A 15,883-nucleotide genomic window follows, 5' to 3' on the forward strand; every position below is an offset into this window, starting at 1 on the left:
AAAACAGGACAGATGCTTCAAGCATTCTATTGAGGGGTAGCTTCTGGCTTCTTGTCAGCGAATCCCATAGGTAAACCACCTGCCTCCGTTCCTTAAACCGCAGTTTTTGCTTAACCACTCCTTCGCCGGGCGTTGGCTTTGGGGCGCTTTTCTACAAAATCAAAGGGGTAAGACTCTTTAGAAGGAAGGAACTCCTGCCTTAGTATAAGTGTCTGCTTTGCGTTTTCGGGCTGTTTTCAGAAAAACAGCGAACGCAAAGCAGCTGAACAACTCAACGAGAGGGCATGTCTGACGGGATGATCCTTTTTTCAGACCGTTGGTACTTTGTTCCCATGGGCGGGAAACAATTGACACAGTGCGGGAGCCGCCGCAAGAGCAGGAGGGGACCAACGCTGGTTGCCAGGCTCAAAAGTATTCCTGTTTTGGGGCTGTTTTTCTGAAAACAGCTCCAAAACAGGAATGATAACGGCAAGCCTACCTTGAAATGCTGACTACACGCTAAGTACGTGCACCAGCTTCAGGAAACTTTCACTGATGGGCTTCTTCTTGGTGATGGTGTCATGGAATGGAGTGTAGGCTATCTCACCGTTGATCACACCCACCATCTCATTGGTGCGGCCGGCTAAAAGGCCCTCCACTGCGCCCATGCCCATTTGGCTGCTGAGCAGGCGGTCGGCGGCTGTTGGGGTGCCACCGCGCTGTACGTGCCCAATAATGGTTACCTTGGCATCCATCTGCGGCAGCGCCTGCTTCACCTTGGCGGCTATCTCTGAGGCACCGCCTTCGTCGTCGCCTTCGGCCACAATGATAATGAACGAGGTTTTAGAGCGGCGCCAGCCCTGCTGTAGTGTTTCAATCACTTCTGGCAGTGACGTGATGGTTTCTGGGATCATCACCATTTCGGCCCCGCCGCCAATGGCGCAGGGGAGGGCAATGTACCCGGAGTCACGCCCCATTACCTCCACAAAAAACACGCGCTCATGGCTGTCTGCCGTGTCCCTGATTTTGTCAATGGCGTCCAGGGCGGTGTTGACCGCGGTGTCATAGCCAATGGTATAATCTGTGCCAAACAGGTCATTGTCAATGGTGCCGGGGCAGCCAATGATGGGAATGCCGTACTCTTTGTGGAAGATCTCAGCTCCGGTAAAGGTACCGTTCCCGCCAATGGCCACAATGCCTTCAATCCCAAACTTGGTGATCTGCTCAAAGGCTTTTTTGCGGCCTTCGGGCGTCTGGAACTCCATGCTGCGGGCAGATTTGAGAATAGTACCGCCTTTCTGGATGATGTTGCTGACAGAATGGGAGAACAGGCGGTAAATCTCGCCCTGAATCATTCCGTTATATCCTCGGCCAATGCCGTAAACTTCTAATTTGTGATACACTGCTGTCCGGACCACCGCCCGGATGCAAGCATTCATACCCGGGGCATCACCCCCAGATGTAAATACAGCTATTTTTTTCATGTACAAACCTATACTTGAGCCACCAAAGTACGGGATAAACGTACAATTCTCAAGTATTTGCCCAAGAAGGAGAAGGTTTTTCACTGCTACGCACCCTGCTGTAAAAGGGGAGGGAAGCCTTCTGAATTATGAAAAAGAGCGTGTGGGGTATGATATTTAAATAAATCAACAGTTTTCAAGATTTGACGTAGCTTATATTTATAATTTTCGTAAATTATTAGGTGAAGTTGAAGCTGCGCAATTTCTGTGCAATGTGTAGGCAACGGCCGTTATACCATCACCCTTACAGACCCTTTACCTATGTTTTCTATTTTTGAGAGCGAAGAAACCAAAAGGCTCAAAACCCACATCATCAACCTGGGCACGCTGGCAAAGATTGACGGGCACCTTGACTCAGCTGAAATGGAGCACATCATCTCTATTGGGGAGCGCAAAGGAATGCGGCCGCAGGAGGTGAAAAATCTGCTGTCTTCGTGTGAGAATATCAAAATGACCATGCCTAACAATGATCTGGACCGGTTTGACCAGATTTATGACCTGGTGGAGATGATGCTGGCAGACGGGATTGTAGATGACAGCGAAATGGATTTCTGTATTGAGATAGCCACCAAGATGGGTTTCAGAAAATCTGTGGTGGGTATTCTGATCAAGAAAATCACCACGGGCGTGAAAGACGGGCTGGACAGGGATGAGATCAAAGCCGAGGCCATCAATTTTCTGGAGTTACAGTAACGGGCGTAAAAGGCTAATTTGCGGGTTTATACCGTTGAAAAGCACCTTTCTCAAATACATACGTCACGGCTGAGTTTTCTGTGCCCACGGTGATGCCCTCCCGGGGAAGGCTTTTGCTGCTGGCACTTTCATTGGGTTTGCCGTCTTTCCGGGCCAGGGAAAGATACCTAAGGCTTCTTTTTTTCCCTTCAATTGGCGTGAGTGGGTGTTTCTCCAGAAGATACTCTTCCAGCTCATTGGCATTCTTGCCGCTGAGAAAGGCATAGATGAAAGCTGAATCCCGCTCTACAATCTGTATCGCATAATCCTGCTTTGCATCACCGTTAAAATCTGCCTCCAGGTAATAAGGACCCTGTTCCCCTTGGGGAATGCGCTGCGCATCCTGTTCTGTGAGGGTGGGGTATTGCCAGAGGCCGTGGGTACGGTCTAAGCTCACCTCCAGCAGGGCGGGGAGTTGCTGTTTTACATCTAGCGGAACATCAGAGGAGATGTGGGTGCCGTCTTTCCGGGCGTTGCCAACAGAGTCTGCGGTGTTTTCCAGCGCCGGTTCTGCCGCAGCGGGCGAGTCTGGCAGGCCTCCATGGTTGGTTTGGGGTTTGCAGCTTATGAGGGCAATCAATACAACACAGGCTAACCTATACATCTTTCTCTCCTTTGGTTTCCTTTTTGTACGGTGACACCTGGCCGCAGTTTTGGCGGTTGCTGTTTTAGGCCTGTTTTTAGCAAAACAGGCCTAAACTAGTTATTCATAGTCAGTGGCCAGAAGACCGGCACCAGGAACAGAATCAGGATGATCAGGAGAAGGGTGAGCCCAGACCCTATTTTGAGGAAGTCGCGGAACGAATATTTACCCGGGCCATACACCAGAATACATGACGGTTCAAAAGGTGTGATCAGCGACACAGACGCAGAGAGCATGATGGCAATGGCAAAGGTACGGGGGTTGGCGTCTATCTGGGCGGCGGTTTGCAAGGCCACCGGCAACACCACCAGCGCGGCCGCCGCATTTGACATGGGTTGGGTCAGAAAGACGGTAAGCAAAATAAAACCAGCCAGAATGGTGAGCACCCCAAACGGTTCCAGCAGTTGCACAATCCAGTGGGCCAGAAACTTGTCTGCCCCGGAGTTGGCCATGGCCATCCCAAAGGCCGTCATCCCCCCAATCAGAATAAGCAGGCGCCAGTCAATTACCTGATACGCCCGGTCTGTTGAGATGCACTTGAAGAGAATGCTCATCACTGCGGCTCCCAGAAAGGAGGTAGACAGCGGCAGAACACCGGTACTCCCAATGATGATGGCTAAGATGAAGAAAGCCAGGGTCAGGATCCCTTTCCGTTCTTTGAACAGCACCGGCTTAAACTCATCCAGCACGGCCAGGTGCTGGTTCATTTTTAAATACTCCAGGCGTTCAGCAGAGCCTTGCACCAGAAGCAGATCCCCTAACTGCAGCTGTACATCCCCAATTTTGGTCCTGATGGTTTCGCCCTGCCGGGAGACCGCCAGCACCACCAGCCCAAACCGGCGCAGGAACTCAATTTCCCTGATGCTTCGCTTGAGCAGGTCAGACTTTCCCGTAATCAGGATTTCCGCCAGCCTGATGTCACCCCCCACCAGGTCGTCTTCCACAATGACATCGGCCAGAATCTGGATGCCTTTGGTTTCTTTTACTTTGATAAGGTCATCCATTTCCCCTTCTACCAGCAGTACATCATTGGCTCTGATGCGGGTGCGGTAGTCGGGCAGAAAGTTCTCTTTGCTCCTGATGATGTTCAGGATTCTGAACCCCATTTTTGAAAGGTCAGACGCAAAGGCAATCTGGCCAATGAGCGGTGATTCATCCTGTACCAGAATCTCAGTCAGGTAGGTTTTGATATTATAGCGGGTAGTGAGGCCCTGGGTGGTGCCGGCCGGAAGCATTTTATTCCCAATGGTCATCATATACACAATGCCCACGGCGAAAACAATTATTCCTATCCCAGAAAATTCAAAGAAACCAAACGGCTCAAACCCCGCTTTGGCCATGTAGCCGCTTACCGCCACATTGGTAGAGGTGCCAATGAGGGTACAGGTGCCGCCCAGAATAGATGCGTACGCCAGGGGCATGAGGTATTTTGAACTGCTGGTCTGCATCTTTTTGGCTACCCCTACAATGGGGGTGACAAAAAGGGCGGTAACGGTGGTGTTGTTCATGAAAGCCGAAATCAACCCCGGGACAATCATTATGAAAAGCAGAAGCATGGTTGGCCGGTGACCAGTGTGGCGCATGAGCCAGTTCACCAGAAAGTCAAGCACACCAGTGTCCTCCAGGGCCGCGCTCAGTACAAAAATTGAAGCCAGAATGACAATAAAATCACTGCTGAAACCTGCATACGCTTCTTCTGGGGTGATGATCTTGGTGCAGGTGAGTACAATGAGCAGGATCAGGGTAATTACATCAACAGAGAGTTTCTCAGACGCAAAAAGGCCGATAGCAACCAACAGCAGAACTAAGACAAGGGCAATCTCCATAGTGGTGGCGCGAAGGTTATGTACAGGTGCTTAGGGGGTACGCAGAAATAACGGATTGAAGGGGCCAGGTGCTTTTTCAATTCGTGTCTTGTACTCTAGGTACGCCCAAAAGGTTGACCTGTTCAGTGTCTAGTTTCTAACTAATTGGCTGTCATGGCCTATAAAGCCCCCTATGGGTGCACCTGCTCATGAATAGCTGCCAATACCAGGTCACAGGCCTCCTCAATTTCTGCCATAGTAATGGTAAGCGGTGGGGCTATTCTCATGGAGTTGTCACAGAACAGAAACCAGTCAGTCAGGACTCCTTTTAATAGGGCACTGTCAATCACTGACTTTAAAGTAGCAAAAGAATCAAACTCTACCGCCATCATCAGCCCCAGGTGTCTGAATTCTTTGATGGCGGGGTGGGTTAACCGCTGTTGGAAGCGTGCAGCCTTTTCTGCCACCTGCGCCAGCAGCCCTTCTTCCTGAATGATCTGCAAGGTGGCCAGGGAGGCGGCGCAGGAAACCGGGTGTCCGCCAAAAGTGGTGATGTGCCCCAGCATTGGGTCATTCTTGAGCGAGTGCATAATCTCCCGGCGGGAAATGAACGCCCCTATGGGCATGCCGCCGCCCATGCCTTTGGCACAGGTGAGAATATCTGGAATAACCCCAAACTGCTCAAACGCCCAGAAGGTGCCGGTTCGGCCAAAGCCGCTCTGGATTTCGTCTAGAATTAGCAAGGTACCGGTCTCTGAGCATCTCTGCCTCAGGTTTTGCAGATACGCCCGCGAGGGAACCCGTACCCCGGCTTCGCCCTGAACCGTTTCCAGAATAACAGCCGCCGTGCGGGTGGTAATCAGTTCTAAGTCAGGCGCATGGTTGTGTCTGATGTGCCGAACGTCTGGCAGCAGGGGCCTGAACGCCCGTTTGAAACTCTCTGACCCGTTGAGTGAAAGCGAGCCCTGGGTAGAGCCATGGTAGGCGTTCTCAAAAGCGATGAGTTCAGTACGGCCGGTAAAACGTTTGGCCAGTTTACAGGCACCCTCTACGGCCTCACTCCCCGAGGACACAAAATACACATTGTCTAACCCGGCGGGCAGGGTCAGCGCCAGCGCGTGGGCCAGCTGGGCGGGAGGCGCCTGTACAATCTCCCCATAGACCATGAGGTGCAGGTACTTGTCCAGCTGTTGTTGTATGGCCTGGATGACCTTGGGGTGCCGGTGCCCCACATTGCTCACGCCAATCCCCGAGATCAGGTCAAGGTACCGTTCCCCGTTGGGGCCGTACATATACACCCCTTCGGCTTTCTCTACCTCCAGCAAAAGCGGGAAATCAGTGGTTTGGGCCTGGTGTTGTAAGAAGAGCTGGCGCGGAGAAAGCATGGCAGTAAGATCAGTTTGTGGTACAAAGGTACGTACATTGCCTTGATTTTCCCTTTTAAAGGAAGCGCCGACAGCCAGAGAAGATGGGGGCAGACGGCGAGAAGACCTGTTTTAGGCCTGTTTTTCTGAAAACAGGCCTAAAACAGGTGTGTATTAGCCAAAGGCGCTGCAATTGTACCTCCAAAAACTGACCTTGCCGTTGCCTTATGCTGTTGTGAGGACGCTATAGAAGAACCCTTTTCTCCCGTTTTTTCTGGAATAGCAACATGCAAGCAAGCTCTAAAGCAGAAAAGGGAGGCCACGGCCTCCCTTTTCTGCTTTGTTCTGCTTGTAACTTATTTCTTAGCGGTTTGCAGGCGCTCCAGCAGCAGTTTGGTGAACTCCCGCTCTGACCGGTGCAGGAGTGCCAGCTGCTTGGGCGAGATCACCCGCAGGTAGCGGTCCATGTACTCCTTGTCCAGGTCCAGCTCCCGTTGGCGGTACACCAGCCGGTTCTCCAGGCCTTCCCGTATCTGCTCATCAGTAAGCGAAGCCAGGCTCTCTTCCCTGAACGTGCGGGACCTTTTACGCAGATCCTGCTTCTTGGCGTCTAACTCATTGTACAGTGGCCAAAAGCGCTGCGCCTGCTCCTGGGTAAGGCTCAGTTTCTCTGTGATAAAAGCAATCTTGGCATTCTCTATCTTCTCCAGACGGTCCTTGCGGTCATCTGTGTCTTTCCTGGTCTGTGCTTGCACCAATGTGCCCCAAAACAGAAACACCAACACGTAAATACAACTCTTTAACTTCATGCTATTCGTAAGATTGGGGTAAACTCTCGTCCTGCAACACCTCCATGGCGGCATCTACGGGCACGTCTTCTGGCGAGACTTCTATAAACTCCAGCGCCTGCGGCGGATTCAACGTGGCAACTTCGGCCAGCTGGGCTGTCTCCAGGTCCACTTTGGTGAGCAGGTAATGGGTTATGTCCTGGTCGGTCACCTGCGCCAGACTTTGCCCCGGTGAAGCGGTGGTAAAGTCAAAATACTGGGGCACAAAGAAGGCCAGGAGAAACACCACCGCCATCACGGCCCCTGCCGTCAGGGTCCGGAACTGCCTGAACCACGCCACAGGGGTGACCGTCTCTGGTAAAGCAGGGGAGACCCGCTGCATAACCTGCGTAGGCAACTTGTCAAAGTAGCCTTCAGGCACCGTGAACGGGTGCTGCCGGGGGAGGTCTTCCAGATTAAACTTATTTTCCTTCATAACTATCTGCCTGTTAGATGCCGTGAATTCCCCATGGTTTAATGGTTCTTCAGATAATCTTCTATTTTTTTTACCGCAATGTGGTATGATGCCTTTAACGCCCCCACTGAGGTGCCCAGAATTTCTGACATCTCCTCATATTTCATGTCATCATAGTACTTCATGTTGAAGACCAGCCGCTGCTTGTCTGGCAGACGCAAAAGCGCTTTTTGGAGTTTCAGCTGAACCTCATCACCAGAAAGATCATCTGAGGTGTCTAGTTTCTCAGCCAGTTCTGCGGCCACGTCATGCAGGGGGAGGAAGAATCTCTTTTTCTTCGCGTTCAGGAAATTAAGGCATTCATTGGTGGCAATACGGTAAATCCAGGTGTACAGCTGGGCATCTTGTCTGAAGTTTTCCAGATGGGACCATACTTTCACAAACACCTCCTGGGTGAGGTCATCTGCGTCATCATGGTCAATCACCATCTTGCGCACATGCCAATAGACTTTCTGCTGGTACTTGCGCACCAGTTGGTTAAAGGCTAAGTTGCGGGAGTCTGCCCTCCTGAACTTTTCTAAAATATCCTTGTCTTCCAACAGAAAGTATGACCGTTAGGGTTTGTTAGTTTTAAACGCAGGGGTGACCCCTGGTGCCCTTTTTCTGTTTCAGGCCTGTTTTTTTAAAAACAGGCTGAAACAGAAAAAGGGGGTTGGCTGCCTGTGCCAGGTTTTGGGGGAAGTACTCCGGGAACTCTTCTACTCTACTTGTAAAACAGAGAAAGGCTGCCAAGTAAATGGTCAGCCTTTCACCGGGTAACATTTCTGTTAACGCGTGCTTAGCACCATTTATTTCTTTCTGGCCATTACCCGCTTTACGGCTTCTAAAATACTGCCTTCATTGAGGCCGTATTTCTCCATGAGCTGCTCAGGGGTTCCGCTTTCGCCAAAGGTGTCTTGCACCGCCACAAACTCCTGCGGGGTGGGCAGTTCCTGCGCCAGCACCCGGGCAACTGATTCACCCAGGCCGCCCAGGTAGTTATGCTCTTCAGCGGTGACCACACAACCTGTCTTGCGTACAGATGCTAAGATGGCCTCAGCGTCTAAAGGTTTAATGGTGTGGATATTTATAATTTCGGCGTCAATGCCTTGCTCTGCCAGCATCTTGCCCGCCAGAATGGCCTTCCAAACCAGGTGACCGGTGGCCAGAATGGTCACGTCTTTGCCTTCGTTCAGCATCAGGGCCTTGCCAATTTCAAATTTCTGGTCAGCTGGGGTGAAGTTAGGCACCACCGGGCGCCCAAAGCGCAGGTACACCGGGCCGTGGTGCTCTGCAATGGCAATGGTGGCGGCTTTGGTCTGGTTGAAGTCACAGGGGTTGATCACGGTCATGTGCGGCAGCATTTTCATCATGCCAATGTCTTCCAGGATCTGATGCGTGGCCCCGTCTTCACCCAGGGTTAAACCGGCATGGGAGGCGCAGATCTTCACGTTTTTACCGGAATATGCCACAGACTGCCGGATCTGGTCATAGACCCGGCCCGTGGAAAAGTTGGCGAAGGTGCCCGTAAACGGAATTTTCCCGCCAATGGTCATACCCGCCGCCAGGCCAATCATGTTGGCTTCGGCAATGCCCACCTGGAAGAAGCGCTCCGGGTTTTCTTTGATAAAGTCACCCATTTTCAGAGAACCCACCAGGTCAGCGCAAAGGGCAACTACGTTAGGGTTGGTGCGGCCAAGTTCCAGAAGTCCGGCCCCAAAGCCAGAGCGGGTATCTTTTGATTCAGTATAAGGGAAATCCTTCATGGTTAGTTAAAGAGTTTAACAGTAGTAGTCAAATTTGATTTAATGGTAAAATCCTTCACATCTGTGAACTGGCTGCCGCTGGCACTTTTCATCCTGAACACGATCCGGTAACGGCCCGGCTGCAAAGGTAAACTTATTTTGGAACTGCCCTCAGGCAGGGTGTGCACCCAGCGCTGCGAGCCGTCCTGTTCCAGAACGTACAGGGACCCAAAGCCCTGCAGGTCCTGCGCCACACTCAGCACGCCCGGCGGGGCAAACTGTACCGTAGTGGCCTGTCCCGGTTTAATGGTCACCGTCTGCCTGATGCGCGGCATGGTCAGCAGCTCCACTTCATAGGTGCCGGCCAGCAGTTTCTGCTGGCTGGGGAAGCGCTGGGTATGCAATAGGGCCGCGCTGCCTTTCTCCCGCACCAGGGCCAGCATAGACCCGTACGAGGTGGGGGCGTCTTGCCGGAGGTACAAATATCCCTGCGGCGCCCGCACCCGGAAAATATTGTGCTGCCCGGGCTTGATGTTCAGATTTCTGAGCTCCACCGCGGGCAGGGTGTTCACCACCAGGTCATAGCTCAGCAGGGCGTCAATGTCCAGCACATCGGGCTTGCCCGCCTTGTCCAGGAAATGCACAAAGTTGTATTCGGCCTGCCCTGTCACGTTGTTGACGAAGGTGAGGTTCACATTGGTCTCCACCGGCCGGCGGCGTCATCTGTCAATTCTACAGACACCGTGGTTTTCTTTAAGGCAATGCTCACCACGTTGTCCAGCACCTGCTGAAATGTTTTGATGTCAGCGGCATTGTAGTATTGGCCCATGCACCCAAACTGCTGCGCGTAGCCCGGGTCATCCCCCAGCCCAATGATGAAGGGCTTCAGGAACACCCTTTTCTTCTGCAGGGCCAGCGACGTGGCGCAGGGGTCACCGCCGCAACTCTCCAACCCGTCTGTGATAATGATGATCACGTTGCGGGTGTTCTCCTCCTCCGGGAAATCATTGGCCGATTGGGCCAGTGAGTAGGTGAGGGGCGTGTTGCCTTTGGGGACAATCTGCTGCAGCTTCTTCTTGACGTTCTCAGAATTATGCGGCGCAAACGGTACCTCCAGCTTGGTGTCTTTGCAGTTCTTCTGGGCTACGGTGCTTTGGTGGCCGTACACGCGCAGGGCAATCTCCAGGTTCTTATATGAATCAAGGGAGTCTGCCATGCGGGCCAGCATGGTCTTGGCCACCTGCCAGCGCTGGCTTTCCTCCCACTTGGCTAGCATGCTCCCGGAGGCGTCCAGGAGAAACAGCAACCGCGTCTTCTTGGGCGGCGGCTGTTTGTTCTGGGCAGCGGCAGGAGTGGCTGTGCCCCATAGCAGGAGACAGAGAAGCCAGAGACCAACCGTGTGCGCCAGATTCATATGCTGTGGAAAGTTAGGCTGGTGCGCAGGCACCAGCCCAATAGATTAATAGTCGTTGAGGGTTTCTTTGAGTTGCAACAGCGCCTCTTGCAGCTGGGCATCATTAGGGGCCACGCCGTGCCACTTGTGGGAGCCCATCATGAAGTCTACGCCAAAGCCCATCTGGGTATTCATGAGAATACAGATAGGCTGGCCCTGGCCGGTAAGGGTTTTGGCCTCTTCCAGCACGGGCAGCAGTTGGTCAAAATCATTGCCATTGTCTGTGTGCAGCACTTTCCAGCCGAAGGACTCAAACTTGTCCCGCAGGTTGCCCAGGCTCATCACCGCGTCTACCGGACCGTCAATCTGCTGGCCGTTGTAGTCTACCGTCCAGATCACGTTGTCTACTTTGTGGTGGGCGGCGTACATGGCGGCTTCCCATACCTGGCCTTCCTCCAGCTCGCCGTCGCCGGTGAGCACGTACACCAGCTTGTCATCTCCGTTCAGTTTTTTCACCTGGGCTGCGCCAATGGCAACCGACGGGCCCTGGCCCAAGGAACCAGAGGCAACCCTGATGCCCGGCAACCCCTCATGGGTGGTGGGGTGACCCTGCAGGCGGGAATTGAGCTTACGGAAAGTGGCCAGCTCGCTCACCTCAAAATAGCCGGAGCGGGCCAGCACGCTGTAGAACACCGGGGAGATGTGCCCGTTAGACAGGAAGAACAGGTCTTCGCCCACGCCGTCCATGTTAAAGGGCTGGGGCGTGTGGGTCATCTGCTTAAAGTACAGAGACACCAGAAACTCGGTGCAGCCCAGTGACCCGCCCGGGTGGCCAGAGTTCACGGCGTGTACCATGCGCACAATGTCACGGCGCACTTGGTGCGCTACATTCAGCAGTTGTTCAGTGTCGTAGTTGAAAGGGTTCATTCTATTGGTTTGAAGATTAGACTGGTTTACAAATGGAGGAGTGTGTTTCTGTTTTGGGGCTGTTTTGGAGAAAACAGCCCCAAAACAGGAATGGCTGCCTTCTCACGGGAGCGGCAGCCATAGGTTATTTCAGCAGCTGGTCAGCGTGCTTTTTTGTGTCAACTTTGGTGATAATCTCAGAGATCCTGCCTTCCTCATCTACCACAAAGGTGTAGCGCAGGGTGCCCATGTATTTACGGCCGTACATGCTTTTCTCCTGCCACACGCCGTACTTTTCTACTATGTCTTTTTCAGTATCAGCCAGGAGCGGGAAGGGCAGGTTGTACTTGTCAATAAACTTGCGGTGTTTCTTCTCGTCATCTACACTCACACCTAGCACCACAAATCCCTTGGCCAGCAGGGCATCATAGTTGTCTCTGAGGCTACAGGCCTGCGCGGTACAACCGGGGGTGTCATCTTTGGGGTAGAAGTACAGAACTACTTTTTTGCCTTTGAAGTCACTCAGCTTTACGGTATTCCCGTCCTGGTCTCTGGCTTCAAAATCTGGGGCGGCCTGGCCTACTTCAAGCATGGTTTTATTAGTTGTTTGTTGATCGTTATTCGTTTTTAGTTGAAGGTGAGATTTCTGTTTTGGGGCTGTTTTTCTGAAAACAGCCCCAAAACAGGAAACCGGGAAGTTATTCGTGTCACGAACAACTAAGAACTAACAACGAACAACTCATATCTTAGTGCGGTACACGGCTTCATTGCCTACAGAGTCTTTGACCCGTAATACCACATCTCCCGCCAAAGGTACAGTTTTATCTAATCTCTCAGAGGTGAGGGTGGCGTTTTTGTGTTCCCATTTCAGCAGCAGCCACTGCCCGTTCACCTCACAGCTCCAGGAGGCGATGCCAGAAAGGTTGTCACTGATCCTGAAACTGATCTCTGCCGAGTTCTTTTTTACCAGTTTCACCGTAGGCGCCACGGTGTCACTGATCACCTTGAATTTGCCCAGGTCACGGGCGTAGAAGGTAATGGCATCGCCGTTCCAGGTGCCGCCCAGAAAACCTGCTGATTTGCCCCAGCCCAGTCCGTACACGGCGGCTTTGCTCCTGTCTTCGGGTAGTTTGGCCGGGCGGATGGTGACCTTGGCCGGCTGGAATAAGGTGGTCAACGGGTTGTTGATGCTGAACACGTCCAGGGCCTCATTGTGATCAGTCTGCAGGTAGAGCGTGTCATACAAGGAGTTCTGGCTGAAGGTGATGTCCAGGAACCGGTTGGTGTACAGGAACTCCGTTCCCGGCGGTATCAGGTGGTCAAAGGGGAACTGGATACTCTTGGCGCCAAGGGCGGCAGAGTCTGGCAAACCGCCAATCATGTTATAGAGGTACACAGAACCCGCACTGGTGGTATAACTTGGCACCACGCCGTACCTGAAATTGCCAATGTACAGATCCAGGTCCCGTTTGGCGGTGTCTGCGGCCGTGATTTTCAAGATGCTCTCCATGACCTCGTAACTTAGTTTAGGCGTAGTGACCTTGGGAGCCTCCAGGACCTGGTAAGCGGTACTCTGCCCTTTCAGGAAGAACCGAAGCTGGGTGGCGTTTTTGTAGGAATCCTGCAGTTCTGCCACCACCTCATAGACTTTTCCTTCTTCAATCCTGAACCTGCCGCGGTTGGCGTCTACCTCATAAATAGGCAGCGTGTTGCCGTCTGCTACGTACAGGCGCTGGTAAGCGCGGTTGTTTAGCTTTAAAGCCGTGAAGTTGATGTGGTTAGACACCTGGCGCTGCTTCTCAAACGGCACGCCATCTATGTTGTGGCGGTAAATGGTTTCACCGTTGAGGCGCAGTTCCATGGCTTGAACGCCGTTTCTGTTGGCGGCCCCGTTGTACTGGTCAATGGCCTGTATCTCCAGCCCCAGTAGCCCGGCAGCAGAAAGGGTGTCGGTGAGGAGGTAGGTGTTGCCCTGTTTGGCGGGCGTGAATTCCTTCCGCTGAAACTCGCCCTGCACCCGGGCGTCAATGCTCTGCGGCACCAGGGCAAAGTTGTAGATGGTGGGCGCCACATTGTCTACTATTTCGGCGAAGCCGTACCGCAGCGGGTTCAACAGCTGGTTCTGGGCATCCCGCACCTCAAAGTGCAGGTGAGGGCCGCCAGAGCCGCCCGTGTTACCGGAGTAGGCAATGATATCCCCTTTCTTCACCGGGAACTGGCTTTCGGTGAGGTCCACCTCTACGTCAAAGGCTTTTCTCTGGTACTGGAGCTGCAGCATGTGCTGGGCCAGCGCCGGGGGGAACTGGCTCAGGTGGGCATAGGTGGTCACCAGTCCGCCGGGATGGGTGATAAAAAGCTGCCAGCCGTAGCCGTAACTGGAGATGCGGGCTCTGGAAATATACCCGTCTGCCGCCGCATAGACTGGCAGCCCAATCTTCATGTCGGTTTTGATGTCTATGCCCCCGTGAAAGTGGTTGGGCCTGATTTCGCCCATGCTCCCAGACAGGAAGTTCTGGGTGCCGGGCTTAATGGGGAATTGGAACGGGCTGGCTGCAAACGGCGCAATGGGCGGTGTCTGCTGCGCCGTTTGCGCTGTGACAGCGGTTCCTGCAGAAATACACGAAATGAGGAAGGGGAGAACTCTACTTAACTTCAAAATTCAATAAGGTTTTGTCTTCTATAAACGCCTCCAGCCGGTCTCCTATTTTAATGGGGCCCACCCCCGCCGGGGTTCCCGTAAAGATGAGGTCGCCTTTCTTGAGGGTGATGAACCGGGACATATACGCTAAAATTGCCCCAAAGTCATGGAGGAGCATCCCTGAATTTCCTTTTTGCTTCAGTTCTCCGTTCAGGTTTAGCCCAAAAGTGATGTTGTCCCACTGGGGGAAGTCTTCAATGGGCAGAAAGTCTGAGACCGGGGCAGACCCGTTAAACCCTTTGGCCAGGGTCCAGGGCAGGCCCTTGGTTTTGGCCTTGGTCTGCAGGTCACGGGCGGTGAAGTCAATGCCTATGCCCAGGCCGTCAATGTAGTTGCCGGCAAACTTGGGCTGGATGTTCTTGCCTTCCTTGCCAATGCGCAGCACCAGCTCCACCTCATAGTGAATGTCTGTGCTGTAGTCTGGGTAGTAAAACGGCTCGTTGTGGCGCAGTACGGCCGTGTCTGGCTTGAAGAAAATCACCGGTTCCTCGGGTACTTCGTTTTTTAGTTCGGCAATATGTTCAGCGTAGTTTCTTCCTATGGCAAGTATTTTCATAGCGGTGGTTTTGTTTCCAAAGATACGGCATTTAGGTATGTGCGCTACCTGCCCCAAGGGCGCCCTTCTCAGAAAAAATGGTTTAGGTGTGGAATTCTATATAGTAAAAAATAAATTTGTGGCCCAGTTGCGGACATAGGCCAACACTTTGGCACATTCTCTGCGTATATGAGGTGAATTTGCAAAGGCAGGGGTGGTGACGTAAGGTGTGCCAGCCGGAAAAATGTACCATTAAACAATCTAAAACGATGAATATGTTTAAAAATGCGTTCTTAACGCTTACTCTTTTGGTGATGCTGGGCTGCTCAACCGTTCCCATTACCGGGCGGCGTCAGGTTTCCCTGGTGAGTGACCAGGAAGTGATCACCATGTCCTTTCAGGCGTACAATGATCTCTTGAAACAGAGCAGACTGTCTAACAATGCCTCTCAAACGGCAATGGTAAAACGGGTGGGGCAGAAAATACAGCGGGCGGTAGAGCAGTTCATGCAGCAGCAGGGCGCCTCTTCCCAGCTGGAGGGGTACCAATGGGAGTTCAACCTGATTGAAGACGCCCAGCAGCAGAACGCATTTGCCATGGCGGGCGGTAAAACGGCCGTATATACCGGCTTGCTCCCTATCACCAAAGATGAAAGCGGGTTAGCCGTTGTCATGGGCCATGAAATTGCCCATGCCATTGCCAAGCACTCAAACGAGCGCATCAGCCAGCAGTTGCTGGCCGAGTACGGCGGGGCTACCCTGGGAGCGGTGCTGGGCCAGAACCCGGGCGCCTCCTCTGAAATTGTGAACGCCGCCTACGGGATTGGTGCCCAAGGGGTACTCCTGAAATGGGGCCGCACCCAGGAATCTGAGGCCGACCGTTTAGGTTTGATCTTCATGGCCATGGCCGGTTACAACCCGCAAACCGCCGTAACCTTCTGGCAACGCATGGCCGCCGCCAGCGGAGGGGCTTCCCAACCAGAGCTGTTGAGCACCCACCCCAGCAACGAGACCCGGATTGCAGATATTCAGAAACACCTGCCTGAGGCGCAGAAATACTACACCGGCCGTTAATCTATGAAAGCCAAAACCAGATGGTTGCTCTTTAGCGCGGTGCTCATGGCGTTGCTGCTTAAATCTGATAAAGCGAGGTAGTGGCACGTATCACATATCTCGTAGTAAGTATCACGTAGCACGTAGCAATATTTTTTTAGGCGCTCCTTTGCAGATTTGTCGAAGGAGGCGCTGCCGTTCGCTGTTTGCAAACAGCCGAAACCGGC

At 52.9% G+C, this 15,883-nt stretch carries 17 protein-coding genes; 2 read left to right on the plus strand and 15 right to left on the minus strand.

All coding sequences use genetic code 11. The annotated features are described in order from the left end of the window. Positions 1-491 precede the first annotated feature (491 nt). Positions 492-1,463 (minus strand): 6-phosphofructokinase, encoded by a 972-nt coding sequence (pfkA, locus tag A8O25_RS17770; RefSeq protein WP_066837688.1) that lies wholly within the window; start codon positions 1,461-1,463, stop codon positions 492-494. Between the two features lie 300 nt (positions 1,464-1,763). On the opposite strand from pfkA, the gene A8O25_RS17775 reads away from it, so the two are divergent. After that, positions 1,764-2,195, plus strand: coding sequence for a tellurite resistance TerB family protein (locus tag A8O25_RS17775; RefSeq protein WP_066837691.1), 432 nt, complete (start codon positions 1,764-1,766; stop codon positions 2,193-2,195). Positions 2,196-2,208: 13 nt separating this feature from the next. Here A8O25_RS17775 and A8O25_RS17780 read toward each other — a convergent pair whose 3' ends face one another. From A8O25_RS17780 to A8O25_RS17840, 13 genes are all read right to left on the minus strand, one after another. Further along, positions 2,209-2,838, minus strand: a complete 630-nt coding sequence (locus A8O25_RS17780) for a hypothetical protein (RefSeq protein ID WP_153042817.1) — start codon at positions 2,836-2,838, stop codon at positions 2,209-2,211. A 95-nt stretch (positions 2,839-2,933) separates the two neighbouring features. Further along, positions 2,934-4,703 carry an SLC13 family permease gene (locus A8O25_RS17785; protein ID WP_066837696.1) on the minus strand — a complete coding sequence of 590 codons (1,770 nt, stop codon included), beginning with the start codon at positions 4,701-4,703 and terminating at the stop codon, positions 2,934-2,936. A 170-nt stretch (positions 4,704-4,873) separates the two neighbouring features. After that, on the minus strand, positions 4,874-6,067 hold the full coding sequence (locus A8O25_RS17790) for an aspartate aminotransferase family protein (protein ID WP_066837699.1): 1,194 nt from the start codon (positions 6,065-6,067) through the stop codon (positions 4,874-4,876). A gap of 335 nt (positions 6,068-6,402) precedes the next feature. Next, complete coding sequence (locus A8O25_RS17795) at positions 6,403-6,855, minus strand: Spy/CpxP family protein refolding chaperone (RefSeq protein ID WP_082893736.1); 453 nt, start codon at positions 6,853-6,855, stop codon at positions 6,403-6,405. 1 nt (position 6,856) lies between these two features. Next, positions 6,857-7,309 carry a hypothetical protein gene (locus A8O25_RS17800; protein WP_066837702.1) on the minus strand — a complete coding sequence of 151 codons (453 nt, stop codon included), beginning with the start codon at positions 7,307-7,309 and terminating at the stop codon, positions 6,857-6,859. 38 nt (positions 7,310-7,347) lie between these two features. Beyond that, entirely contained in the window at positions 7,348-7,887 is a 540-nt protein-coding gene (locus tag A8O25_RS17805) for an RNA polymerase sigma factor (RefSeq protein ID WP_066837705.1), read from the minus strand. 249 nt (positions 7,888-8,136) lie between these two features. Then, positions 8,137-9,093 carry a transketolase family protein gene (locus tag A8O25_RS17815; RefSeq protein WP_066837709.1) on the minus strand — a complete coding sequence of 319 codons (957 nt, stop codon included), beginning with the start codon at positions 9,091-9,093 and terminating at the stop codon, positions 8,137-8,139. A gap of 2 nt (positions 9,094-9,095) precedes the next feature. Next, a complete protein-coding gene (locus A8O25_RS23900) occupies positions 9,096-9,767 on the minus strand; it encodes a hypothetical protein (RefSeq protein WP_241499079.1) in 672 nt (223 codons plus the stop codon). Next, positions 9,764-10,486, minus strand: coding sequence for a vWA domain-containing protein (locus A8O25_RS23905; RefSeq protein WP_241499080.1), 723 nt, complete (start codon positions 10,484-10,486; stop codon positions 9,764-9,766). The genes A8O25_RS23900 and A8O25_RS23905 overlap by 4 nt, the downstream gene beginning before the upstream one ends. A 45-nt stretch (positions 10,487-10,531) precedes the next feature. After that, entirely contained in the window at positions 10,532-11,392 is an 861-nt protein-coding gene (locus tag A8O25_RS17825; RefSeq protein WP_066837712.1) for a transketolase, read from the minus strand. A gap of 124 nt (positions 11,393-11,516) precedes the next feature. Beyond that, positions 11,517-11,963, minus strand: a complete 447-nt coding sequence (bcp, locus tag A8O25_RS17830; RefSeq protein ID WP_066837714.1) for a thioredoxin-dependent thiol peroxidase — start codon at positions 11,961-11,963, stop codon at positions 11,517-11,519. A gap of 147 nt (positions 11,964-12,110) precedes the next feature. Beyond that, positions 12,111-14,027, minus strand: a complete 1,917-nt coding sequence (locus tag A8O25_RS17835; RefSeq protein WP_241499081.1) for a M23 family metallopeptidase — start codon at positions 14,025-14,027, stop codon at positions 12,111-12,113. Then, positions 14,014-14,625: a fumarylacetoacetate hydrolase family protein gene (locus A8O25_RS17840; RefSeq protein ID WP_066837735.1), complete on the minus strand. Its 612-nt coding sequence runs from the start codon at positions 14,623-14,625 to the stop codon at positions 14,014-14,016. The genes A8O25_RS17835 and A8O25_RS17840 overlap by 14 nt, the downstream gene beginning before the upstream one ends. Positions 14,626-14,873: 248 nt before the next feature. Here A8O25_RS17840 and A8O25_RS17845 point away from each other — a divergent pair, with 248 nt between their 5' ends. Beyond that, complete coding sequence (locus A8O25_RS17845) at positions 14,874-15,677, plus strand: M48 family metallopeptidase (protein ID WP_206598704.1); 804 nt, start codon at positions 14,874-14,876, stop codon at positions 15,675-15,677. On the opposite strand, the gene A8O25_RS23550 is transcribed toward A8O25_RS17845, so the two are convergent. After that, on the minus strand, positions 15,674-15,883 hold a 210-nt coding region (locus A8O25_RS23550), incomplete at its 5' end, for a hypothetical protein (RefSeq protein WP_206598705.1). The two genes, A8O25_RS17845 and A8O25_RS23550, sit on opposite strands and share 4 nt — an antisense overlap.

It is taken from the genome of Rufibacter ruber (assembly GCF_001647275.1).
In the GTDB taxonomy this organism is placed as follows: domain Bacteria; phylum Bacteroidota; class Bacteroidia; order Cytophagales; family Hymenobacteraceae; genus Nibribacter; species Nibribacter ruber_C.

What these genes read in the sequence shown, in the direction of transcription:
- pfkA (WP_066837688.1), bottom strand. Translation starts at nt 1,463, where the DNA reads ATGAAAAAAATAGCTGTATTTACATCTGGGGGTGATGCCCCGGGTATG.
- A8O25_RS17775 (WP_066837691.1), top strand. Translation starts at nt 1,764, where the DNA reads ATGTTTTCTATTTTTGAGAGCGAAGAAACCAAAAGGCTCAAAACCCAC.
- A8O25_RS17780 (WP_153042817.1), bottom strand. Translation starts at nt 2,838, where the DNA reads ATGTATAGGTTAGCCTGTGTTGTATTGATTGCCCTCATAAGCTGCAAA.
- A8O25_RS17785 (WP_066837696.1), bottom strand. Translation starts at nt 4,703, where the DNA reads ATGGAGATTGCCCTTGTCTTAGTTCTGCTGTTGGTTGCTATCGGCCTT.
- A8O25_RS17790 (WP_066837699.1), bottom strand. Translation starts at nt 6,067, where the DNA reads ATGCTTTCTCCGCGCCAGCTCTTCTTACAACACCAGGCCCAAACCACT.
- A8O25_RS17795 (WP_082893736.1), bottom strand. Translation starts at nt 6,855, where the DNA reads ATGAAGTTAAAGAGTTGTATTTACGTGTTGGTGTTTCTGTTTTGGGGC.
- A8O25_RS17800 (WP_066837702.1), bottom strand. Translation starts at nt 7,309, where the DNA reads ATGAAGGAAAATAAGTTTAATCTGGAAGACCTCCCCCGGCAGCACCCG.
- A8O25_RS17815 (WP_066837709.1), bottom strand. Translation starts at nt 9,093, where the DNA reads ATGAAGGATTTCCCTTATACTGAATCAAAAGATACCCGCTCTGGCTTT.
- A8O25_RS23905 (WP_241499080.1), bottom strand. Translation starts at nt 10,486, where the DNA reads ATGAATCTGGCGCACACGGTTGGTCTCTGGCTTCTCTGTCTCCTGCTA.
- A8O25_RS17825 (WP_066837712.1), bottom strand. Translation starts at nt 11,392, where the DNA reads ATGAACCCTTTCAACTACGACACTGAACAACTGCTGAATGTAGCGCAC.
- bcp (WP_066837714.1), bottom strand. Translation starts at nt 11,963, where the DNA reads ATGCTTGAAGTAGGCCAGGCCGCCCCAGATTTTGAAGCCAGAGACCAG.
- A8O25_RS17840 (WP_066837735.1), bottom strand. Translation starts at nt 14,625, where the DNA reads ATGAAAATACTTGCCATAGGAAGAAACTACGCTGAACATATTGCCGAA.
- A8O25_RS17845 (WP_206598704.1), top strand. Translation starts at nt 14,874, where the DNA reads ATGAATATGTTTAAAAATGCGTTCTTAACGCTTACTCTTTTGGTGATG.